Genomic DNA, 22,340 nt, shown 5'->3' with positions numbered 1-22,340 from the left:
TTTTTAGTACATCGAATTCTCAGGAAAGTAGTAAAAAACAAGCTGAACTAGGTTTAAACCTCGTCAAGCCTTGAAAAACAAAGAAAAAATAACGTTCCGATTATTTTTATCGGACAACAATGTTATGAAATATTAAAACGTTATTTTTTTTCCTTAATCAAATAAATATAGACAGGAAAATGGTCGCTGAAACCTATTTCGGTGGTGGAATGCCGCAACGGATAGCCTTTGTATTGTCCACTGGTTTGTATCAAGAACGACTTGTTATAAATTCCTGCTTTCCAAAATCGAAAGCTCGAATAATCCGTTTGCAGTAAGGTTTCGGAAACCATTATTTGGTCAAAAACATCCCATGCATCTCGAAATGCGATGGTTCCAAATCCCTTTTTGGCCATTTCTTCGAATGGATTGTAAATTCCAAACGGAAGTACTTCTGCCTTTTTTGCTTTGGCGCCAAGCCCAATTTTAACACTTTTATTATACGGTCCATCATTCAAATCACCCAACGTAATCACTTTTGCATTTGGATTGATGCGTTGCAGCGAATCAATAATTTTTCGGTTTAATGCACCGGCGGCTTCGCGAAACGGACTTGATTTCTTCTCTCCGCCAGAACGCGACGGCCAATGATTCACGATAATATTAATTTCCTCACCATCAAGAAATCCCGTTACTAATAATTGATCCCTAGTGTAAACCCTATAATTTTTGGTGCTGATTTGCAATTCGTCATCTGTTTTTTCTTCTGAACTGGCTTTGGAACTTTCATTCGTAACAGTTCCTTCTTTATAAATGTATAACGGAATATTGTTATAACTCGTGGGTTGGAATTTCTTTTTTTGGTACAACAACGCCACATCAATTCCTCTTTTGTCTGGAGAATCAAAATGGATGATTCCGTAGTCTTTCTCGATTAGTTTGGGTTGCTTGACTAAATCCTCCAGCACGCTTCTGTTTTCTATTTCGCAGCCGCCAATAAATGTAGGCGAATCTGTGTTTTCAGCCGAACCTATTTCGGCTAAAATACGAGCTAGGTTTCCTAGTTTCTTTTCGTATTTATCATACGTCCAGCGCTGCAAACCTGTTGGCGTCCACTCTTCATCAAAAGTATCTGGATCATTTATAGTGTCAAAAAGGTTTTCGAAATTATAAAACGCCACCGTATGAATAACGTATTTTTTCTGTTGCGCATTAGATTTTAGTATTGGAAAAAATAAAAAAAGAATAGGAATCCAGTGCGTAATTCTCATAAATGCTATTTATTTCCAGTCGGTGATTAGATTCCTCTTTGAATCTGGCTATTGTAAAAATAGTCATTTGAACCTGAACTTAGAATTATTTTCTAATTGTCTATCTTTGTTTTAATCATTTAAACACATTCCAACTAGAATTTTTTCAGAAAAGCATTCAAGCATGATCAAAAACCGATTTACTTTTACACCTCGCCGTCCTATATTATATCAATTTCTATTGCTTATTTTTGTTTTACAATCTTTCAACAGTCAAGCCCAATACAACATGATTACACCACCCAATTTACAAAAAGGAGATACCGTAGCAATTTTGGCAACAGCCAGAAAAAATACAGATGACAACTTGAAACCCGCTATTGCTTTATTGAAAAGTTGGGGTTTAGAAGTAGTCATTGGCAGCACAATAGGTTTAGACAACAATCAGTTAGCTGGAACCGACGAACAACGTGCCGCAGATTTTCAGCAGCAATTGGACAATCCAAATATCAAAGCCATCTGGTGCGTAAAAGGTGGATACGGAACTGTACGAATAATTGATTTATTAGATTTTACTGCTTTCAAAGAAAATCCAAAATGGATTGTAGGTTTCAGTGATGTGACCGTTTTACACAATCATCTGAATACTATGGGTTACAAATCCATTCACGGAATCATGCCAATAACCGCTCCAAGAGCAACTCCCCAAGCCATAGAAACCTTGCGAATTGCTTTATTTGGCGAAAAACTGTCTTACGAAATAGATCCTTTCCTGATGAACAGACCTGGAAAAGCCACCGGAGAATTAGTGGGTGGAAATTTATCGATTCTGTATAGTTTGTTTGGTTCTCCATCCGCTATTGATTGTTCTGATAAAATCTTGTTTATCGAAGATTTAGATGAATATTTGTATCATATTGACCGCATGATGATGAATTTAAGACGAAATGGTTGTCTGGAAAGCATTAAAGGAATTGTTGTGGGTTCCATGACAAAAATGAAAGATAATGATATTCCGTGGGGGAAAAATGCAATGGAAATTATAGAAGATGTTACCAAAAAGTACAATATTCCTATTATGTACAATTTTCCTGCAGGTCATATTCAAGATAATAGAGCCTTGATTTTAGGGAATAATGTGACGATAAATGTCAACGATAAAAGTAGTACACTGGTTTTTGAATAAAGAAATCCTCCCTCCGAAGGAGGGAGAGACAAAAAGAAAGTACACTCAGGATAATTGCTGTACAACTAAATTTTGATTATAGATTAAAGTCCCGAATACTGGGGATTCCTTGTTGAAGTTTAAAAACTAAATATCTGAACCTTAAAAGAAGACTTTTTATGGCGGAACACAATGAACTCGGAAAACTTGGAGAAGAAATGGCAATTGAATTTCTACGCAAAGACGGTTACACGATTTTGCAAACGAACTGGACGTTCCAAAAAGCCGAAATAGATATTCTCGCCCAAAAAGGAAACACACTTGCTGTTGTTGAAGTAAAAACCCGTTCCTCTTTGGAATTTGGCTTGCCTCAGGATTTTGTAAAACCAAAAAAAATTCAGCTTCTTGTAAAGGCCGTTGATGCGTTTGTCAACGAAAGAAATTTAGATATTGAAGTCCGTTTTGACATAATAGCCATCCATAAAGAAGGTAAATCTTTTGTAATTGAGCATCTTATCGATGCTTTTTATCACTTTTAAACGTTTTTTCTTGATGTTATATTTGTAACAAATTGTTTTTTATTTATATTTGCGTCTTATTTACACACTAACTACGCGTATAATAACAACCAACTAAAAAAATTACATCATGAAAACTGTTTCTTCCATTGTAGAAAACTACATCAAAACAAAGCCTTTTTTGCTGAATGCATTGTCATTAGGTATCATCAATCTGACCTCATTATCCCGAAACATAATGACCGAATTAGAAAGTGAATTTGGCAAGGAAGTAAAACAAGGAGCCGTTGTTATGGCTTTAAAAAGACTAACAGAAGAACTGGATTTTAGGTTAAATCACAAGATCAATAAAGTCATCAAAAATATCGGGGAAATCACCGTTCGTTCCGCTTTGACTGACTACACTTTTGCTGCTTCCGACACCGTTTTGAACAAACAAGCCGATTTAATTACAGATATTAATACGTTACCTGATATTTTTTACACTTCTTCCAGAGGTGTAAATGAAACTAATATTGTAGTTAGTAACAGCATTAATCACTTAGTAGACAAGCATTTTTCCACTGAAAAACTGATTCAAAAACTGGATAACTTGGCTTCGATTACAGTAAAATTACCCAAAGAAAACATTGTCGTTCCGGGGATTTACTATTTCATTTTTCAACGTTTGGCTTGGGAAGGAATTATCATAAACGAAGTGATTTCGACTTCAAACGAGTTTACCATTTTAGTGAGTGAAGAACAAGTTGATGTTGCTTTTAAAGTGATTAAGGATTTGAAGAATTAGAAAACTCCGCTAATCAAAAAATCTTCCAGCCTTTTGAAGGCTGGAAGCTTTAAATTGAAAGAAGCTTTTAAACTAAAAAATATTATGAATCCAATTCCTCTTGAAAACGGTAAATACTATCATATTTATAATAGAGGCAATAATGGAATCGATTTGTTTTATGAAATTGAGAACTATAAACATTTTTTGAGGTTATACGAGAAATACATTGACCCCGTAGCAGAAACTTATGCTTGGTGTTTGATGAAAAATCATTTTCACATTTTGGTGTACATCAAAGAAACTGAAGAAATTGATAGTACAAAATTAGAATACTCTTCAACTGATAAACCAAAAATAGTTATTGCTTCAAAACAGTTTTCAAATTTATTCAATGCTTATACTTTAGCCATGAATAAACGATATAACAGGACAGGTAGTTTATTTGAGAAAAACTTTAGGCGAAAAGTAGTTAATTCAGAAACTTACTTCCAAAAACTTGTTTTTTATATCCACAATAATCCGGTTCATCATAAGTTTACAGAACACATCATAGAATATCCTTGGACTTCTTATGGGACAGTTATCTCAAACAAGAAGACAAAATTACAAAGAGAAAAGGTTATAGAATATTTTCATGATTTAGAAAATTTTAAATACTACCATTCTAGTAATCCAAATTTGGATGAAATTGAAGGATTGATTATGGAGTAAGTTCAAAAGAAAGCTTCCAGCCTTTTGAAGGCTGGAAGCTTTAGTAATGTCTTATTCCCCACCCAACAACTCCATCAATTCCAATGCTGTTCTTGTATTTTTCACATTGTCAAAAGTTAACAAAAGTCTTAATCCAGCCGGCGTTTGTTTCTCTTTCATTTTACAAATAGAACTGTGTTTTTGCACAAATTGTAACACATCCTGAAAACGTTTGGATTGGTAATAATCTGATTGTTGATCCGAAATGAAATACCCAATCATCTTGCCTTGTTTCATCACTAATTTTTCGATTCCAATGCGGGTCGCAATCCATTTGATACGAATACTATTCATTAACGCTTTGGCACGTGGTGGCATTGGACCAAAACGGTCAATTAATTTGTTCTGGAATACGATTAATTCTTCCTCGTTTTTTACAGTACCTAATTCATTATACAAACTCAATCGCTCCGAAACATTATTGATGTATTCATCAGAAAACAACAGCTCAAAATCAGTGTCGATTTGCAAGTCTTTGACGTATTCTTTGGTTTCCAAATTATTTTCCTCCGGATACAAATCTTTGAATTCATTTTCTTTCAATTCGTCAATGGCTTCGTTCATTATTTTTTGGTACGTATCAAAACCAATTTCGTTGATGAAACCACTTTGCTCACCTCCTAATAAATCTCCGGCACCGCGAATCTCTAAATCTTTCATCGCAATATTGAATCCGCTTCCCAAGTCGCTGAATTGTTCCAAAGCCTGAATTCGTTTTCTGGCATCATCAGTCATCGCGGAATATGGTGGACAAATAAAATAACAGAATGCTTTCTTGTTGCTACGTCCTACTCGACCGCGCATTTGATGCAAATCAGACAATCCGAAATTATTGGCATTGTTGATAAAAATCGTATTCGCATTAGGAACGTCTAAACCGCTTTCGATAATTGTTGTTGCTACCAAAACATCAAATTCTCCGTTCATGAAAGCCAACATTAATTCCTCGAGTTTTTTTCCATCCATTTGGCCGTGACCAATTCCAACTTTGGCATTTGGGACCAAACGCTGAATCATTCCGGCCACTTCCTTGATGTTTTCTATTCTATTATTAATGAAAAAAACCTGTCCGTTGCGCTGAATTTCATACGAAATCGCATCCCGAATCATCTCTTCACTAAAACCAACTACGTTTGTTTCTATAGGATAACGATTGGGCGGAGGCGTTGTAATCACGGATAAATCACGGGCAGCCATCAGTGAAAACTGCAAGGTTCTAGGAATTGGCGTTGCTGTCAATGTCAGGGTATCCACATTGGCCGCAATCGTTTTTAGCTTGTCTTTTACATTGACGCCAAATTTTTGTTCTTCATCCACAATCAACAATCCAAGGTCTTTGAAAACTACATTTTTGCTAACCAATTGGTGTGTTCCAATCAAAATATCAAGTTTTCCTTCGGCTAATAACTTTAAGGTTTCTGCTTTTTGTTTGGCCGTTCTAAAACGATTCAAATACCCAATAGAAACCGGCATATCCTTCAATCGTTCTGTAAAGGTTCGGTAATGTTGGTATGCCAAAATGGTTGTGGGAACCAAAATTGCCACTTGTTTACTATTATCCACTGCTTTGAAAGCCGCACGAATAGCGACTTCAGTTTTACCAAAACCTACATCTCCACAAACCAAGCGATCCATCGGACGATCACTTTCCATATCGGCTTTTACTTCTGCCGTAGATTTGGTTTGATCCGGCGTATCTTCGTACATAAAAGAACTTTCTAGTTCATTTTGCAAATAACTGTCGGGCGCAAATTGGAATCCTTTTTCAAGTCTTCTTTTGGCATACAATTGAATCAAATTAAATGCAATATGTTTGACGCGTGCCTTAGTTTTTTGCTTTAAAATCTTCCAAGCATTTGAACCCAATTTGTAAATTTTGGGTGGCGTTCCGTCTTTTCCGTTGTATTTCGAAATTTTATGCAGCGAATGGATGCTTACATACACAATGTCATTATCAGCATAAACGAGCTTGATGGCTTCTTGTATTTTGCCTTCAACCTGTATTTTTTGCAGTCCTCCAAATCGTCCAATTCCGTGGTCAATATGCGTCACATAATCACCAACAGCTAAGGTCGTGAGTTCTTTTAACGTGATATTCTGCTTTTTCGAATAACCGTTTTTAATATTGAATTTATGGTACCGTTCAAAAATCTGGTGGTCAGTGTAACAGGTTATTTGGTTTTCTTCGTCAATAAATCCTTGGTACAAAGGCAAAACAATGGTGTTGTATTGCTTGCGGATATTCTCAGAATTCGCTTCATCCAACGTTTCAAAAATATCATGAAATCGTTTTGCCTGCGCTTCATTCGAACAAAACAAGTAATTTTTGTAACCATTAAAATGATTTTCATTCAGATTATTCAGCAACAAATCAAATTGTTTATTAAACGACGGTTGTGGCTGAATGTGAAATTCAAATTTTTTGTTGGTTTTAAAAATAGCTTTTGAACTCAATTCCACAATGGGGAAATCTAACGCTCTTTTTATAAATTCTGCTTGGTTCAAAAACAATTGTTCTGGCGAAGACCGCTTTATTTCCTGCGACAATTTTGCGAAAGCTTCTTCGGCTTTGCCAAATTGTTTGTCCAATTGCAATAAAAAATCTTCGGTGTTCTGAATGAAAATCACTGTTTTCTCCGAAATATAATCTAAGAAACTTTCTCGGTTTTCCTGAAAAACTTTATTTTCCACATTTGGGATTATCGTGATTTTCTTCTGTTGTAAAATTGACAATTGAGTCGCAACATCAAACGTACGGATGCTTTCCACTTCATCGCCAAAAAACTCAATTCGGTACGGATTATCATTCGAAAATGAAAACACGTCAACAATTCCTCCACGAACAGAAAATTCTCCAGGTTCAGTAATAAAATCAACTCTTTTAAATTCGTATTCGAATAATACTTCGTTAATAAAATCAATCGAAATCTTATCACCAACGGTTACTTTAAGTGTGTTTTTATCCAGTTCTTTTCGGGTGACCACTTTTTCGAACAAGGCTTCAGGATACGTAACAATAACGGCCGGCTTTTTGCGGGAATTGATTCGGTTTAACACTTCGGCGCGAAGCAAAACATTCGCATTATCCGTATCTTCAATTTCGTACGGGCGGCGAAATGAACCGGGATAAAATAGCACATCTTGCTCCCCAATCATTTGTTCCAAATCGTTCAAGTAATACGCCGCTTCCTCTTTATTGTTTAAAATAACTAAAAAAGGAAGCTCCGACTGTTTGAAAACGGAACGAATTACAAACGAAACTGCAGAACCCAAAAGTCCTGACAACTGCATTTTTACTTGATTATTTTCTAATAACCGTGCAACTATTTGCTGGGTTTTTGGCGAATTATCGTAGGTATGGTATAAGATTTTTTTACTCAACGCGTGGTATATTTGGATCTATGATTGGTGTATTAGGAATGGCTCTTGAGGTGTCCATCATTTTCAATAAGTCAGATTCTCCTTCTTCGACTGGAATGTTACTTTTGTCAACAATTTTGTCCATTTGTCTTTGTAAGGAAACGAGTTCCAAATTAATTTCAGCAACTAACTGCGTCACTTTTTTATCTGGAATATTATCTAGATTAAGAAATAAATCCAGCATTTGAACTTTAGTAATTAAGGTCGAAATCCTGCTTTTTATCTGTGGTTTGCTAAATTCAAAAGGAATATTGTCATTTAAAGCCATTGCTTTTTTAGTAAGCGACTTTGATTTTTGCTGAAAAGCACCAATCGTTTTTTTGGGTTTTTGCGCTAATTCTGCTAAAAAAATTCGCCATTCACTCCAAGTTGCTACACTGTTTTCAGAAGCTTCTGTTACCGGAGTGTCGTAGAAAACCCATCCTTTCTGTACATTTGTAAATATGATTTCTCTTCTTTGGATCGCTTTTTCATTCTCCGCAATGCGTTTTTGATTGTCATCTTTACAAGATAACAAAAGGAAAATCAGCGAAAAGAACACGGCTAAATTGTATTTCATTTTTAATTTCATTAAAGCACAAAGTTACAAAGTAAATTTACAATAACGAATTCCAGAAATAGGATTGCTTTACACTTTTTTGCCTCCTTAAAAAGTGTTTTATTTCAGGTTAAACAGCCTACAAATAAAGGTATCAAAAAAGGTAATATCTCACAAAATAAACTTGAAATCACACCAAAGCAATTTTAGAATTTTTAGTACGATATTTTGGTAAAATTAATCGTTGAGTGCAAATCACATTTTGGACTACTAAATTTATAGCCCAGCAGCATTTTTTATATTTAAAAAAAAGGACAATTAGTAAATCATCTAAAGTATTACTATCATTTTAAGATATTTATCATCGTTTATATCAAAATTATGTTATTTGCGAAAACGTTATCTTTGTTTTTCAAAACAGATAAAAATGAGTACTAAAATATTGATTATAGGCGCTTGTGGCCAAATAGGAACGGAGCTTACGCAAAAATTGCGCTCCATTTACGGAACCGAAAATGTAATTGCTTCGGATATCCGAAAGCTAAATATTGATGTGGTGAATTCCGGTCCATTTGAAGTCGTGAACGCTTTGGATTTTAATCAAATTGAACATTTGGTCGAAGTACACCAAATCGACGAAGTATATTTGATGGCCGCATTGTTATCGGCAACAGCCGAGAAAAATCCTGCATTTGCTTGGGATTTAAATATGAATTCGTTGTTTCACGTTTTGAATTTGGCGAAAGCCGGAAAAATAAAAAAAATATTCTGGCCTTCGAGTATTGCCGTTTTTGGACCAACCACTCCTAAAGAAAATACGCCACAATACACGATTATGGAACCTTCAACGGTGTACGGAATCAGCAAACAAGCGGGCGAAAGATGGTGTGAATACTACCATAATATTTTTGGTGTAGATGTACGAAGCATCCGTTATCCGGGTTTAATCAGCTGGTCATCGCCTCCTGGTGGTGGAACTACTGATTATGCAGTGGATATTTTTCACAAAGCACTTTCGGATAAAACATACGAATGCTTTTTATCCTCAGAAACCAAAATGCCGATGATGTATATGGACGATGCCATTGCTGCGACCATCCAAATAATGCAAGCTCCGGCAGACCAAATAAAAATTCATTCAGCATACAATTTGGCAGCTATGAGCTTTACGCCAACGGAGATTGCTGCCGAAATCAAAAAACACATTCCTGAATTTACCATCACTTATGAGCCGGACTTTCGTCAAAAAATCGCTGACAGCTGGCCAGCGAGTATTGATGACGCTGAGGCCAGAAAAGACTGGGGATGGAAACATGAGTTTGATTTGGAAACGATGACAACGGATATGTTGGAGCATTTGAAGTAAATCATTTAACAATAAAAAAAGGCCGCAAAATTATATTTTGCGGCCTTTTTTATATTTATTTTTTATTTTTAACGAGTAAAACTTGTAGCTCGTGTAGTTGATATGTATCAGTTCATCTCTATGAAACAAAATTTGGACGTTTTACTATCTATAAAAGAATTGTAATATTCTAACTTTCTGTTTTAGCCTTATAGCTCACAAGCTAGTCGCTAGTCCCAACGGGGAGAGGCGGAGGTAAAAGTAAAAGTAAACATATTTTTTCATCTTAATAATTTATTTCAACTCCATTTTAACTTATCCAATTAGGCACTCCTATATGAGTTTGAACCCATTTGCCTTTTTTCTTTTTATATATTATAATTTCGGAACTACCGCTCAAACCATCAATATAGCCTTTATGAAAAGTAAAAATCAGACATTCTCTATTTTCATAATATATAGGCTCCGAAAAAGAATAAAAATCATAATTAAGCGTGCCGAAAATATTCTTCTCAATATCTGTTAATTTGGAAGACATATACTTTTCAATAAAAGCTGTTGAGCCAATACGTAATTCTTCAAAGATTACATTTTTATAATTAAAATTATCTGCGACCCAGCAACATGCTCCTCCTCTATCAGTAGCATTTTCTATTTCTGTTACAGAGTTTTTACTGTATTTTTTCCTTGCTATTTCCCAGTCTGCTTCTTTATAGAATGTTTTATCTTCATAATTTTTTTTGCTGTCTATTGAATCCAAAGCGTAAATCTCATTTAATCTAAGAATTCTCAAGGTCATATTAGTATTTATTTTTTGACTCATTATCATAATTTTTTTAGAACGATCTTTAATTTTTGTGTCTAGAAAATCACTGACAACTACATATTTTTCACTGAGTGTGTCATTAATCTTACTGATTGGATTAGTGGGTACACCTAAGCTCTTGTCGTATTTGGGAGCACAACTTATCATAAGAATTGCGGCTATGATTATAAAATGTAGACGTTTCATATGATTTGTATTTATTTGTTATATGGTCGAAAATGAGTGTGATATCTCGACGCATTCCAGTTTCATTTAATTACATGGTTGCCCTACAGCATATTGTCCTTGATCGTAAACTTAATTTCAACTTATCCAATTAGGCACCCCTATATGCGTTTGAACCCATTTGCCGTTTATATTTTTATAAATTATAATTCTTGTAGAAATTTCATAAGTTGGAAATACATTTCCATGGGAAAAAGTAAAAATGAGATATTCTTTATTTTGATAATATATAGGCTCCGAAATATAAAAGTCTTCCAACTTATACCCATACACATTTAAACCAAAAAAGTACTTTTTTTCATAAGCTGGTGTGCCAAAATCTAATTCTTCAAAAATGAGATTTTTATAATTAAAATTCTCCGTAACCCAGCAACATTCTCCTCCTCTAAAAGTAGCATTTTCTATTTCTGCTACTGAGTTTTTGCTGTATTTTTTCCGGGCTATTTCCCAGTCTACTTCTTTATAGAATGTTTTATCTTCATATTTTTTTTTGCTGTCTATTGAATCCAAAGCATAAATCTCATTTAGTCTAAGAATTTTCAAAGTCATATTAGTATTGATTTTCTTGCTATGAATCATAATTTTTTTAGAACGATCTTTAATTTTTGTTTCTAAAAAATCATTGATTACTGCATGTTTTTCTCTAAGTGTGTCATTAATCTGATTGATAGGATCAGTGGGTACAACTATACTTTTGTCAGATCTAGATGCACAACCTACCATAAGGATTACAACAATGATTATAAAATGTAGACGTTTCATATGATTTGTATTTATTTGTTATATGGTCGAAAATGAGTATGATATCTCGACGCATTCCAGTTTCATTTAATTACATGGTTGCCCTACAGCATATTGTCCTTGAGAATAGACACCGTTAAGTTCCGCACCAATTCTGGCGGTTATTCTTGTGTCGTCTATAATTCCTTCCTGAGATTTTTTATTATATACAGCAGTACCTTGCAAACCACTCCAAGCCATATCCAAAAAAACTTGCTTGTCTGCGAGAGAACTTGGAATACCCGTGGTGCTTTTTTGATATTCTTCTAATGCGGATGCCATTGCATCAATATATTTGTTAGCCATATCTTCATGCTGGGCGATCTCTGCATTGTCTACGTTATTGATTTTGCTTACGTAGATTTTGAATAATTCAGGAAAATCTGTAAACGGCGCATTGGTTGGATAGGTATTGTAATCATCTACTATACTTAACATATATGCATGTATTGTTTCGTGTAATAAAGCAGTAGCTCTGTACAATTTTGATGCCGTGGTAAAATCATTTTGTGTTACAGTAACTAAGTAGTTGTTTTTTGAGACTTTAGTTGTTGCTGCATATTTCCCGGGGTTTACAGTTCCCATTTTCATAGTCAAATTATACACATTTGTCGCATCCAGTTTTGCCATTACATTTGCTATATCTGCGTTTGTAGCCATTTTAAGTTGCTCCATAATCCCTTTTAGACAAGAATCAAGCAAGGAGTCGTCAATTTTATCTTCTATGGCTTGTGCTATTATTGCATCTGTTGCAAGCACACCATTCCATGTATTTGTTTCAGACTCAAAAGTAAAAACCATTCCTGCATTATATACTTTTCTTTGATCTTGAGGCCAGTTAAATATTAAGTAAGGATATGTTGACGATTTGGCTTTTACAACAACTTCTGGTAAACTCATAAGGACAATTCGCCAAACGTTATTTTTAAATTGATAGCGAATGTGTTCTCCTTCTGGAGAGAAATAGTCAACTTCTTTATTCTCCTCAGGATTAGCTGGGAATTCAGGTCCTGATCCTGATCCTGATCCGCCGCCATTACCCCCACAACTAATTCTGTATGTGTTTTCCTCACAGGAACAAATGGTGTACAAATAACTCCATGTTTGTTGACCACTAGCATAGGTTGTTACCCAATACCACGCAACACAGCCATTCGTCTAAGAATTTGGGTTATTACTACTACTGCTTAAAACTTGGTTTTAAACTAATTTACCGTTTTGATAAACATTTTTTTGCAGTATCTCTTGAAAAGGATTATAAAAAGATACTATTCCATTGTATTGTTTTTTATCTTTAGCTGTATTTAAAACAGATAGTATTAATTCATTTTTATCCATCACGGTATCGGCATCATTGATAGTTACAAGTCTTGATCTTATGATTTTATTTTTATTCAAGAAAAAAATCGCCTTTGTTACAAATGAAGTTTCTAATCCATTTAAATTACTCACATCCACAATTAATACTTTTTGAGTAGAATTTAAATCATATATTTTTAATGAATTAGGATTTATTGCGTTTGACAAGTCCTCTACTTTATCTAACTTTTTCTTATTAGTGCTTAATTTTAGCTCTATTGGATAACGCTTAATTTCTTCTTTATAGGCAATACTTACTGGATCATTATCTTCAAAAAAATCCTCTCCTGCTTGACAATTACTTAATGTAACAGTTACAATAAACAAGAGAATTAGCCTGCCAAGATAGTTTTTAAGTTTGTTTGTTTCATAATTTTTAATTTTAAAATTAGTCTTTCTTAACTACTGATAAACAAATGTATAAAAAGCAAACCATCAAACATATACCCACTTTTAATGATATTTTAAAGAGAGTTATTGATCAGTTTTACAACCAAAAAAATGAATTTAATAGTGCTTACAAAATTAGATAAGAAAATCATCATTGATAATTTAATCATTTTTATTAAAAATCGCTGACAGCTGGCCAGCGAGTATTGATGATGCTGAAGCCAGAAATAACTGGGGATGGAAACAAGAATTTGATTTGGAAACGATGACAGTGGATATGTTGAAAAATTTGAGTGCTGAAAAAGTATAATACTTTTATTTATATAGAATTCGGGTTTTAAAAAATTAGGGTAAAAATCTAGTTTTTTGAAACCCGAATTTTTTTTAAAATTATTTTTTTTTAACTAAATTTGATAAAAACCTGAGCGCCATGAAACTAAAATCAAGTGAACCTTTTTGGTTGGTTAAAAACGGAATCATCAACTCGTATCCGTCATTACGAGAAAATCTGGAGGCGGAAATTCTAATCGTAGGAGGCGGAATAACCGGCAGTCTTATAGCGCATCAATGTATGGCAGATGGTTACAAAACCGTACTGATCGATCGCAGAGAAATTGGTCATGGAAGCACATCGGCTACGACATCCATGTTACAGTATGAGATTGACGTGCCGCTGTACCAACTTATAGATTTGATTGGCGAAAAAGCTGCCGTTGACAGTTACTGGGCATGCTATAAATCGATTGATGATTTGAAAAAAATAGTGCAACAAGTAAAATCTGATTGTGGATTTGAGAAAAAAGAATCACTCTATTTTGCCGCATTAAAAAAGGATGTTGTATGGTTAAAAAAAGAATTCGAAGCTCGAAAAAAAATTGATATGCCTGTAAAATGGCTCGAAGCCGATGAAATTGATAAAAAATTTCACATCAAACATTCGCATGGTGGAATCTTATCGGAACAAGGCGGCAGCATAGATGCTTTCCACTTAGCTCACGATATTCTAGCGTACAATCACGAAAAGGGATTGCAGATTTTTGATAAAACCGACATCAAAAAAGTTACTTACAAACAAAATGGCGTTTCCGTTCTAACCGAACATGGAACTAGTATTACTGCCAAAAAAATAATCTATTGCAACGGTTTTGAAAGTACTGAAATCATTAAAGACAAATTTGTAAAATTACTTTCTACTTATGCCATAGTGGGAGAACAGTTTGAGGACGACCAATCATATCTTAACGATACTCTTTTTTGGAATACAGCGGAGCCTTATATGTATATGCGAACCACGGATGACAACCGATTGCTCATTGGTGGCGAAGATGAAGATTTTGTAGACGCTGCAAAAAGAGATTCCTTACTCAACGAAAAGTCCGATAAATTGACTAAATATCTGAAGAAAATTTTACCTGATTATGATTTCAGAATGGATTTTGTTTGGGCGGGTACTTTTGGCGAGACTAAAGATGGCCTACCTTACATTGGCAAACATCCAAATTTTACAAGTGCTTATTTTGTTTTGGGATTTGGCGGAAATGGCATCACGTTTTCAGTTATTGGAATGGAACTTGTTTCAGAAATGCTAAAAAACAAGAAACATCCATTAGCCGACTATTTTAAATTTCGCAGATAATTGTAAACCTCTTTCAAAGGTATTTAAAAAAGCCGCAAAAAAATATTTTTCGCGGCTTTTTCTATACTTATAATTTAATCTCTGTTAACAGTTTTTTTACTTCTTTAAACTGTGATTCCGATTTAACTTCTAACAGGTCTCTTGTTTTCCCGTTTTTCAATTGGATAAAATATATCTTTTTACTAAATGAAACACGTTCCTTGATTCCTACTATTTCATCTACTGGGATTTTATCTGTACCTGTTTTTTTAAAAAAATAAATTCTTAGTCCAAAAACGGCAACCATTCCAATAAACAACCACATTAATTTCATAAATCCAAAAGCTACCTGTGCATTGGATAAATTTAAAACTGCATTGATGAAAGTTATAATCAATAGCAACTTCACAATAAAGAAATGATTTTTCAAACCATCTTTGATCCCAATTGATGCTGTAGTTTGATTGTATTTAATATCCATAAAATTACATTTTCAACTAAATATTTATTGCTTATAAACATTGTTATCCTTCTTAATATCCGCCATTAAACCGCTTGGGTCAATGGTGATTTTTTTGATGGTACTTTTAGGTTTAGCAATCATAAATTCCATGGTAGGATATGCCCAAGCCCAATCCCCCAAAACTGTTCTTTTTAGTGCAGGATTCGGATTTTCCTTTTTGAAACTCATCATGCGAAGGGGAATATAAAAACTTTCCATTGTTCCATCCGTATACTCCACTAACAAGTCAAGTGGCATTGGCATTCTGCCTATTCTTTCTAAAGTAACAATCGTTTTATCTCCAATAGCTCTTGGTTCTCTAATCCCATAATCAATTGTGTTGGTCGTTTGTGTCCAATCCGTCAAGTACCAATCGAGGTTTGCTCCAGAGACTCTTTCCGCTGATCTTTTGATATCATTGGGTGTGGGATGCTTGAATTTAAAATCGCTGTAATATTTTTTTAAGGATTTCATTAGATTCTCTTTACCGATCAAATACATTAACTGTGTTAGGAAAAGTTCTCCTTTACTATACGAAGTGATGCTGTAGACTCTGTTTTCATCAAAACGATCCGCATGTGTAGATTGCGGCAATTCTTTACCGGAATTTACCATTGAAAAATAACCTGCGTACGCTCCCGTAAACGGATTTTCTACTTTTTTATCGGCTATTTCATTCATCCCTAGATCTTCTAGAAAAGAAGTGAATCCTTCATCCATCCACCCGTGTTTTGATTCATTATTAGCCAAGACATGCTGAAACCAAGAATGTGCCATTTCGTGCGCAGTTACTCCTAATAATCCGTCAAAACTTCCTTGTCCTAGAATTAAGGTACACATGGCATATTCCATTCCACCATCTCCTCCTTGAATTACAGAGTATTGCTTGTACGGATAATCGCCAACTGTTTTATTGTAAAACTCCATTAACTGAGCTGTTTTTGGCTGTAGGTTTTTCCAGTTTTCTATAAATTTTGGATTATTCTTATACAAGAAATGCAAGTCGACATTATTAGGTCCTTTCACTACATCGTGAATGTACTCTTTATCTGCAGCCCAAGTAAAATCATGAACCATTGGCGCTTTAAAATGCCATGTCAATGTTTTTACTTTCTTAGGTACAGTTACGACAACGCCTGAATCTTGATACCCGTGACCTATTTCGTTTTTGTTTTGCAAATAACCAGTACCTCCTAAAACGTAATCCTTGTCAATTGTAATGCTAACGTCAAAATTTCCCCATACACCATGAAATTCTCTCGCGATATAGGGATCAGCATGCCACCCTTCAAAATCAAATTCGGCCATTTTTGGATACCATTGTGCCATGGAAAGTGCGACTCCTTCGGCATTATTCCTTCCGGAACGACGAATTTGAATTGGAACCTGACCATCAAAATTTAAAGTAAAAGTAGTCTTTGAGTTGGGCGCTATTGGCTTAGCCAAAGTAACTTCTAGAATCGTTCCTCTAGTTTCTACAGAGGCAGTACTTTCATCCTGCTTAAAATCAGTAATATTCAGATACCCTGCTTCGTTAGGTTTCAACATTTTGATTCTGCTTTGCTTCATTTCATTTGAACCTACTTTAATCTTGTTGACCATTCGAGCATCTGGATCTCTTATACTTTGGATTCTGGCATCCATTTCGCTTCCCGGCTGAAAAGCATTGTTATAAAGGTGGTAATACACTTTTTTTAAAGTATCAGGAGAATTATTAGTATAAACCAGTTCCTGTGTGCCTTTGTATCTATAAGTGGATACATCCATAGTCACATCCATTTTGTAATCTACGTGCTGTTGCCAATAACCTGTGTTTTGAGCCGATAGACTTCCAAAACTTAAAGTAATAAAAGAAAATAATAGTAGTTTTTTCATATTTGATTGAAATAAAAATGGAAGGACAAATTGTCCTTCCATATAGAGAATGCATTAAATATTATTTAGACATTTTTTCTGCCATCAAAAAAGCATTGTAAGCATTTACGATCTTTCCTGACTGAGACAATGTAGTAAAGGAACGTGTATCTGTTGCTTTTCCACCCACAATTACATCTGTTGAAATGGCAACTCCTGAATCCATCAAAATATGTTTCACTTGTTTAGCAGATAATTTTGGATAATAAGAACGAATTAAAGCAGCAACTCCCGCAGCATTTGGTGCAGCCATAGATGTTCCCTGTAAGTACTTGTAAGTGTTGTTTGGTGTGGTAGCATATATTTTTACTCCAGGAGCAAAAACGTCTACATTAATTTTTCCAATATTAGAAAAACGAGCTACAACCTTATTTCCGTATTCATAGTTTAACGCACCAATTGTAAGTACATTATCAGCAAACTCGGTTACTTTATCCTCAGAATCGTTAGGGAAATTTTCTGCATAATCAATGTCTTTAGCATCATTTCCAGCGGCATGAACAAACAAAACATCTTTTTTCTCCGCATATTTTATAGCATCGTAAACCCATTGCTTGTGTGGAGAAAAACTTTTTCCAAAACTTCCGTTGATTACCTTAGCACCATTATCAACTGCATAACGAATTCCAAGTGCAATGTCTTTGTCATACTCATCACCATCTGGTACGGCACGAATGGTAAGAATTTGAACATTATTAGCAACTCCATCTCCACCTAATGCATTGTTTCTGGTTTGAGCTACAATTCCGGCAACATGTGTTCCATGAAGAATTTCATTCTTGTCTGGTCCCATCACATTATTATTCCCGTATTTTGTATCCGTAATATCATTTGGATTATCACCTACCACTTTACGGTAGTCTGTTTTAAGATGATCGCCATTAATAAGAGCAACCTGTTCGTCTAATTGTTTTTGAACAGCAACTTTCAAATCTGCTATTGGCAAACCGTAAGAAAGCATTTGTTGCATTGTCGCTTTACTTTTTTGGGTTGCAGGCTCTTGCGAAACAATTGCAGTTACTTCCTCAATAGTATAGACCGGTTTACCAAAATGTTTCACCAAAACAGCATCACCAGTAACAATAGCTTCTAACATTTGCTCTGAACGTGTTTTTCCGGCAACAGCATCAGCCACTTTTTTGTCATTCAGCGCTTTTGCAGCTTGATACGTCGCTTCATCGACTAAGGTTTTGTCTTTTACAATTCTTTCGTATTCTAAATTCTCTTTGGTACTATCACCAAGAAAATTCCAACCGTGGATATCATCGATATATCCATTTTTGTCATCGTCAATTCCGTTTCCAGCGATTTCTTTGGTATTGGTCCAAAGCACCGATTTTAAATCTTCATGCTCAATGTCTACTCCAGAATCTAAAATTCCAACAATAACTGGAACGCCTTTTTTACCTTTTAATAATTCAGCATACACTCTATCAACGCTCATCCCTGGAATGGTATCCGTTACAATATCTAAATGACTCCAGCGTTGTAGGTCATTTTCCTTAATTGGCGCTTTTTTTGCAATGTTCAAAGGAGCACTTATGGCAACTAGTCCAGTAGTATTTACTACTTGTTTTGAGGTTCCGCATCCTACTAATACCAAAAAGGCAAAAGCAGAAATGTAAATAGGTTTAATGGTATTCATTTGGATTTATATTAAGTTTTTGAAATATTTGTCTAAAATAATTTTTTTTGTTACAACTGTAGTCGTCCTTAACACTATGTTAGTATTTCATTACAGGAAAAACGTTCTTTTAAACGAACTCCCTTTTCTGTTCGTTCCACTGTAATGATTTCGTTATGTGCGTCGTGTTCTAAGAACAAATAATAATTCTGATCCGCGGCAGCATTCATGAATTTTTCCTTCTCTGGCATGGTCAATAATGGTCTGGTATCATAGCCCATTACGTAAGGAATGGGAATATGTCCGGCTGTTGCCAACAAATCAGCACAAAAAACAATAGTTTTATCCTGATATTGAATGTGTGGAAGCATTTGTTTCTCGGTATGTCCATCAGCAAAGAAGATGCCAAACCCCAACTCAGAGGTCGAGAGAAAGTCACCTGCTGGTCTTTTTATAAAATTCAATTGCCCACTTTCTTGCATTGGTAAAATATTTTCAGAGAGAAAAGAAGCTTTTTCTCTAACATTAGGTTTAGTAGCCCATTCCCAATGATTTTCATTAGACCAATATTTAGCGTTTTTAAATGCGACTTCATAACCGGTTTTATCCGCATTCCATTGCACGCTTCCCCCACAATGATCAAAATGCAGATGCGTCATAAAAACATCTGTAATATCATCCCGATGAAAACCATATTGAGCCAATGATTTATCCATGGAATGGGTTCCCCACAGCGAGTAATACCCAAAAAATTTATCGGACTGCTTGTTCCCCATACCAGTATCAATCAAAATCAATTTATTGCCATCCTCAATCAACAAGCAACGAGCCGCAATGTCGATTAAATTGTTTTCGTCGGCGGGATTGGTTCGACTCCAAATTGTTTTTGGCACCACACCAAACATGGCGCCGCCATCCAATTTAAAATTTCCGGTTTCTATGGGATATAATTTCATATATTATGCGTTTTTTGATCGGAGCCAAAGTTAAGGAATTCAAATCCTTTTAGTCGGATCAAATAGCTTTTTTCTATTTTAGGATTAGTTATAAAAATGTTATGAATTATGGAAAAAGCTTTTTATGCACTATCTTTGTCCTTAATTTAGACAAAATCAATATAAGCTATGATAAAAGTTTCTGACACTGCTAGAAAAAAAATCATCGATTTAATGAAAGATGATGGTTTTGATGCTGCAATCGACTACGTAAGAGTTGGTGTAAAAAGCGGCGGATGTTCTGGATTGTCTTATGATTTAAAATTTGATAAAACAAAAAACGAAGACGATAAAATATTCATAGACAACGATATTACTATCGCAGTCGAAAAAAAATCGTTCCTTTATTTAGCCGGAACAATATTAGAATTCTCAGGAGGAATTAATGGTAAAGGATTTATTTTCAATAATCCTAATGCCAATAGAACATGTGGTTGTGGGGAGAGTTTCTCGCTGTAATTTAAAGATTAAAAGATTAATGATAGTATGACAAAATCATTTGAAGAATTTGATGTTCATAAAAAAGGTATTGTCTTAACTAAATTAGTTTTTGAATTATTAAATAATAAATCCTTGGAAAAAGAATTTGGTTTTAAGGACCAAATAAAAAGAGCAGTGGTTTCAATTACAAATAACATTGCCGAAGGTTCAGAATACAACAGTAATAGACAATTTACAAGATATTTAAAAATCTCCCAAGGCAGTTGTGCTGAGGTTAGAAATATGTTGATATTATCCAGAGAGTTAGGTTTTTGCAATCACGAAGAAATTCAAAAAAGTTATAATTTAACTATTGAAATTTCTCAAAACCTTTCTAATTTTATTAAATATTTAGATACAAATAATAAAGTTTAATGTTCAATTTTTGAATCTTTAAATCTTTAAATCTTTAAATCAGAATGAGCAAATACACAGAAGACGACTTAAAAATCGAACTCGAAACTAAAGAATACGAATACGGATTTTACACCGAATTAGAATCAGAAACGTTTCCTATTGGTTTAAATGAAGATATCGTTCGCGCTATTTCGCACAAAAAAGGAGAGCCACAATGGATGACCGATTGGCGTCTGGAGGCTTTTCGTGCTTGGGAGCAAATGACCGAGCCGGAATGGGCCAATGTACATTATACCAAACCTGATTTTCAGGCTATTTCCTATTATTCAGCTCCAAAAGCAGTAGATCCCAATAAAACATTGGACGATGTAGATCCCGAACTTTTAGAAATGTACAAAAAGTTAGGCATCTCTGTCGATGAGCAAAAAATGATGAATAATGTTGCTATGGATATCGTAGTCGACTCCGTTTCTGTAGCGACAACTTTCAAGAAAACATTAGGCGAAAAAGGAATCATCTTTATGAGTATTTCTGAAGCTATCAAAGAACATCCAGAGTTAGTTCGTAAATATTTAGGATCTGTTATTCCTCAAAAAGATAATTTTTATGCAGCATTAAACTCAGCTGTTTTCTCTGATGGATCTTTTTGTTATATTCCAAAAGGTGTCCGTTGTCCAATGGAACTATCTACTTATTTTAGAATAAATCAAGCAGGAACAGGACAGTTTGAGCGTACCTTACTCATTGCTGATGAAGGAAGTTACGTAAGTTATTTAGAAGGTTGTACTGCTCCAAGTCGTGATGAAAATCAATTGCACGCTGCTTGCGTAGAATTGATTGCTTTAGACAATGCCGAAATCAAATATTCTACGGTACAAAACTGGTATCCTGGAAACAAAGAAGGAAAAGGTGGTGTTTTCAACTTTGTAACTAAAAGAGGAATCTGCGAGAAAAACGCAAAAATTTCTTGGACACAAGTAGAAACCGGTTCTGCTATAACTTGGAAATATCCTTCTGTTATTTTGAAAGGAGACAATTCAACAGGAGAATTTTATTCGATTGCTGTCACTAATAATTTTCAACAAGCCGATACTGGAACTAAAATGATCCATTTAGGTAAAAACACTAAATCGACTATTATTTCTAAAGGAATTTCTGCTGGAAAATCTCAAAATAGTTACCGCGGTTTAGTGCGTATTTCACCAAACGCTGATAACGCTCGTAACTTTTCACAATGTGATTCACTTTTAATGGGGAATAATTGTGGTGCGCATACGTTCCCTTATATCGAAAGCAAAAATCCAACAGCCAAAATAGAACATGAAGCTACGACAAGTAAAATTGGCGAAGACCAAGTTTTCTATTGCAACCAACGGGGAATTCCAACCGAAAAAGCAATTGCCTTAATCGTAAACGGTTTCAGTAAAGATGTATTGAATAAGTTGCCAATGGAATTTGCCGTAGAAGCACAAAAATTATTAGAAATTTCGTTAGAAGGTTCAGTAGGATAAAAATTTGTTTAAAGTTTAAGGTTTAAAG

At 34.7% G+C, this 22,340-nt stretch carries 20 protein-coding genes and 1 pseudogene; 10 read left to right on the top strand and 11 right to left on the bottom strand.

Features of this window, described 5'->3' with window-relative positions; genetic code table 11:
- Nucleotides 1–140: 140 nt before the first annotated feature.
- Nucleotides 141–1,250: an endonuclease/exonuclease/phosphatase family protein gene (locus tag BLS90_RS13805; RefSeq protein WP_091258642.1), complete on the bottom strand. Its 1,110-nt coding sequence runs from the start codon at nucleotides 1,248–1,250 to the stop codon at nucleotides 141–143.
- Nucleotides 1,251–1,518: 268 nt separating this feature from the next.
- On the opposite strand from BLS90_RS13805, the gene BLS90_RS13800 reads away from it, so the two are divergent.
- The 4 genes from BLS90_RS13800 to BLS90_RS13785 all read left to right on the top strand — a co-directional run bounded on the left by BLS90_RS13800 (nucleotide 1,519) and on the right by BLS90_RS13785 (nucleotide 4,392).
- Nucleotides 1,519–2,415, top strand: a complete 897-nt coding sequence (locus BLS90_RS13800) for a S66 peptidase family protein (protein ID WP_175455490.1) — start codon at nucleotides 1,519–1,521, stop codon at nucleotides 2,413–2,415.
- A 158-nt stretch (nucleotides 2,416–2,573) separates the two neighbouring features.
- Entirely contained in the window at nucleotides 2,574–2,933 is a 360-nt protein-coding gene (locus tag BLS90_RS13795; protein ID WP_091258638.1) for a YraN family protein, read from the top strand.
- A 109-nt stretch (nucleotides 2,934–3,042) separates the two neighbouring features.
- Nucleotides 3,043–3,699 carry an aspartate kinase gene (locus BLS90_RS13790; protein WP_091258636.1) on the top strand — a complete coding sequence of 219 codons (657 nt, stop codon included), beginning with the start codon at nucleotides 3,043–3,045 and terminating at the stop codon, nucleotides 3,697–3,699.
- A gap of 84 nt (nucleotides 3,700–3,783) precedes the next feature.
- Nucleotides 3,784–4,392 (top strand): hypothetical protein, encoded by a 609-nt coding sequence (locus tag BLS90_RS13785; protein ID WP_091258659.1) that lies wholly within the window; start codon nucleotides 3,784–3,786, stop codon nucleotides 4,390–4,392.
- 51 nt (nucleotides 4,393–4,443) lie between these two features.
- Here BLS90_RS13785 and mfd read toward each other — a convergent pair whose 3' ends face one another.
- Nucleotides 4,444–7,812 carry a transcription-repair coupling factor gene (mfd, locus tag BLS90_RS13780; RefSeq protein ID WP_091258634.1) on the bottom strand — a complete coding sequence of 1,123 codons (3,369 nt, stop codon included), beginning with the start codon at nucleotides 7,810–7,812 and terminating at the stop codon, nucleotides 4,444–4,446.
- Nucleotides 7,805–8,410: a hypothetical protein gene (locus tag BLS90_RS13775; RefSeq protein ID WP_091258657.1), complete on the bottom strand. Its 606-nt coding sequence runs from the start codon at nucleotides 8,408–8,410 to the stop codon at nucleotides 7,805–7,807. The genes mfd and BLS90_RS13775 overlap by 8 nt, the downstream gene beginning before the upstream one ends.
- Nucleotides 8,411–8,816: 406 nt before the next feature.
- Between BLS90_RS13775 and BLS90_RS13770 the strand changes: the two genes are divergently transcribed.
- Nucleotides 8,817–9,755, top strand: coding sequence for an L-threonine 3-dehydrogenase (locus BLS90_RS13770; RefSeq protein ID WP_091258632.1), 939 nt, complete (start codon nucleotides 8,817–8,819; stop codon nucleotides 9,753–9,755).
- A 289-nt stretch (nucleotides 9,756–10,044) separates the two neighbouring features.
- On the opposite strand, the gene BLS90_RS13765 is transcribed toward BLS90_RS13770, so the two are convergent.
- The 4 genes from BLS90_RS13765 to BLS90_RS13745 all read right to left on the bottom strand — a co-directional run bounded on the left by BLS90_RS13765 (nucleotide 10,045) and on the right by BLS90_RS13745 (nucleotide 13,251).
- Entirely contained in the window at nucleotides 10,045–10,746 is a 702-nt protein-coding gene (locus BLS90_RS13765; protein WP_091258631.1) for a hypothetical protein, read from the bottom strand.
- 117 nt (nucleotides 10,747–10,863) lie between these two features.
- Entirely contained in the window at nucleotides 10,864–11,547 is a 684-nt protein-coding gene (locus BLS90_RS13760; protein ID WP_139171434.1) for a hypothetical protein, read from the bottom strand.
- A 66-nt stretch (nucleotides 11,548–11,613) separates the two neighbouring features.
- Nucleotides 11,614–12,657 carry a hypothetical protein gene (locus BLS90_RS13755; RefSeq protein WP_139171433.1) on the bottom strand — a complete coding sequence of 348 codons (1,044 nt, stop codon included), beginning with the start codon at nucleotides 12,655–12,657 and terminating at the stop codon, nucleotides 11,614–11,616.
- A gap of 108 nt (nucleotides 12,658–12,765) precedes the next feature.
- Nucleotides 12,766–13,251 carry a hypothetical protein gene (locus BLS90_RS13745; RefSeq protein ID WP_091258621.1) on the bottom strand — a complete coding sequence of 162 codons (486 nt, stop codon included), beginning with the start codon at nucleotides 13,249–13,251 and terminating at the stop codon, nucleotides 12,766–12,768.
- Nucleotides 13,252–13,483: 232 nt separating this feature from the next.
- On the opposite strand from BLS90_RS13745, the pseudogene BLS90_RS17165 reads away from it, so the two are divergent.
- Nucleotides 13,484–13,624 (top strand): annotated as a pseudogene (locus BLS90_RS17165) (NAD-dependent epimerase); the annotation flags it as partial.
- Between the two features lie 120 nt (nucleotides 13,625–13,744).
- Entirely contained in the window at nucleotides 13,745–14,950 is a 1,206-nt protein-coding gene (locus tag BLS90_RS13740; RefSeq protein WP_091258619.1) for an NAD(P)/FAD-dependent oxidoreductase, read from the top strand.
- 67 nt (nucleotides 14,951–15,017) lie between these two features.
- Here BLS90_RS13740 and BLS90_RS13735 read toward each other — a convergent pair whose 3' ends face one another.
- The 4 genes from BLS90_RS13735 to BLS90_RS13720 all read right to left on the bottom strand — a co-directional run bounded on the left by BLS90_RS13735 (nucleotide 15,018) and on the right by BLS90_RS13720 (nucleotide 19,925).
- Complete coding sequence (locus BLS90_RS13735) at nucleotides 15,018–15,410, bottom strand: hypothetical protein (protein WP_091258618.1); 393 nt, start codon at nucleotides 15,408–15,410, stop codon at nucleotides 15,018–15,020.
- Nucleotides 15,411–15,434: 24 nt separating this feature from the next.
- Nucleotides 15,435–17,306, bottom strand: a complete 1,872-nt coding sequence (locus tag BLS90_RS13730) for a M1 family metallopeptidase (protein WP_091258655.1) — start codon at nucleotides 17,304–17,306, stop codon at nucleotides 15,435–15,437.
- A gap of 61 nt (nucleotides 17,307–17,367) precedes the next feature.
- Nucleotides 17,368–18,990, bottom strand: coding sequence for a S8 family peptidase (locus BLS90_RS13725; protein ID WP_091258616.1), 1,623 nt, complete (start codon nucleotides 18,988–18,990; stop codon nucleotides 17,368–17,370).
- A 74-nt stretch (nucleotides 18,991–19,064) separates the two neighbouring features.
- Entirely contained in the window at nucleotides 19,065–19,925 is an 861-nt protein-coding gene (locus BLS90_RS13720; protein ID WP_091258614.1) for an MBL fold metallo-hydrolase, read from the bottom strand.
- Nucleotides 19,926–20,093: 168 nt separating this feature from the next.
- On the opposite strand from BLS90_RS13720, the gene BLS90_RS13715 reads away from it, so the two are divergent.
- The 3 genes from BLS90_RS13715 to sufB are packed head-to-tail and all read left to right on the top strand — an operon-like array spanning nucleotide 20,094 to nucleotide 22,312.
- Nucleotides 20,094–20,423 (top strand): HesB/IscA family protein, encoded by a 330-nt coding sequence (locus BLS90_RS13715; RefSeq protein WP_091258613.1) that lies wholly within the window; start codon nucleotides 20,094–20,096, stop codon nucleotides 20,421–20,423.
- 27 nt (nucleotides 20,424–20,450) lie between these two features.
- A complete protein-coding gene (locus BLS90_RS13710) occupies nucleotides 20,451–20,819 on the top strand; it encodes a four helix bundle protein (RefSeq protein ID WP_091258611.1) in 369 nt (122 codons plus the stop codon).
- Nucleotides 20,820–20,863: 44 nt separating this feature from the next.
- Nucleotides 20,864–22,312: a Fe-S cluster assembly protein SufB gene (gene sufB / locus BLS90_RS13705; RefSeq protein WP_073355497.1), complete on the top strand. Its 1,449-nt coding sequence runs from the start codon at nucleotides 20,864–20,866 to the stop codon at nucleotides 22,310–22,312.
- Nucleotides 22,313–22,340 lie beyond the last annotated feature (28 nt).

It is taken from the genome of Flavobacterium omnivorum, assembly GCF_900099915.1.
Classification (GTDB): Bacteria; Bacteroidota; Bacteroidia; order Flavobacteriales; family Flavobacteriaceae; genus Flavobacterium; species Flavobacterium omnivorum.
Note: the sequence above shows the minus strand (reverse complement) of the source record. Positions and strands in the feature narration are given on the sequence as shown.

Excerpts from the sequence above, each read along its gene's own strand:
- BLS90_RS13770 (WP_091258632.1), top strand. The coding sequence starts at position 8,817 with ATGAGTACTAAAATATTGATTATAGGCGCTTGTGGCCAAATAGGAACG.
- BLS90_RS13795 (WP_091258638.1), top strand. The coding sequence starts at position 2,574 with ATGGCGGAACACAATGAACTCGGAAAACTTGGAGAAGAAATGGCAATT.
- BLS90_RS13715 (WP_091258613.1), top strand. The coding sequence starts at position 20,094 with ATGATAAAAGTTTCTGACACTGCTAGAAAAAAAATCATCGATTTAATG.
- BLS90_RS13735 (WP_091258618.1), bottom strand. The coding sequence starts at position 15,410 with ATGGATATTAAATACAATCAAACTACAGCATCAATTGGGATCAAAGAT.
- BLS90_RS13805 (WP_091258642.1), bottom strand. The coding sequence starts at position 1,250 with ATGAGAATTACGCACTGGATTCCTATTCTTTTTTTATTTTTTCCAATA.
- BLS90_RS13785 (WP_091258659.1), top strand. The coding sequence starts at position 3,784 with ATGAATCCAATTCCTCTTGAAAACGGTAAATACTATCATATTTATAAT.
- BLS90_RS13765 (WP_091258631.1), bottom strand. The coding sequence starts at position 10,746 with ATGAAACGTCTACATTTTATAATCATAGCCGCAATTCTTATGATAAGT.
- BLS90_RS13710 (WP_091258611.1), top strand. The coding sequence starts at position 20,451 with ATGACAAAATCATTTGAAGAATTTGATGTTCATAAAAAAGGTATTGTC.
- sufB (WP_073355497.1), top strand. The coding sequence starts at position 20,864 with ATGAGCAAATACACAGAAGACGACTTAAAAATCGAACTCGAAACTAAA.
- BLS90_RS13775 (WP_091258657.1), bottom strand. The coding sequence starts at position 8,410 with ATGAAATACAATTTAGCCGTGTTCTTTTCGCTGATTTTCCTTTTGTTA.
- BLS90_RS13720 (WP_091258614.1), bottom strand. The coding sequence starts at position 19,925 with ATGAAATTATATCCCATAGAAACCGGAAATTTTAAATTGGATGGCGGC.
- BLS90_RS13760 (WP_139171434.1), bottom strand. The coding sequence starts at position 11,547 with ATGAAACGTCTACATTTTATAATCATTGTTGTAATCCTTATGGTAGGT.
- BLS90_RS13725 (WP_091258616.1), bottom strand. The coding sequence starts at position 18,990 with ATGAATACCATTAAACCTATTTACATTTCTGCTTTTGCCTTTTTGGTA.
- BLS90_RS13740 (WP_091258619.1), top strand. The coding sequence starts at position 13,745 with ATGAAACTAAAATCAAGTGAACCTTTTTGGTTGGTTAAAAACGGAATC.
- BLS90_RS13730 (WP_091258655.1), bottom strand. The coding sequence starts at position 17,306 with ATGAAAAAACTACTATTATTTTCTTTTATTACTTTAAGTTTTGGAAGT.
- BLS90_RS13800 (WP_175455490.1), top strand. The coding sequence starts at position 1,519 with ATGATTACACCACCCAATTTACAAAAAGGAGATACCGTAGCAATTTTG.
- BLS90_RS13790 (WP_091258636.1), top strand. The coding sequence starts at position 3,043 with ATGAAAACTGTTTCTTCCATTGTAGAAAACTACATCAAAACAAAGCCT.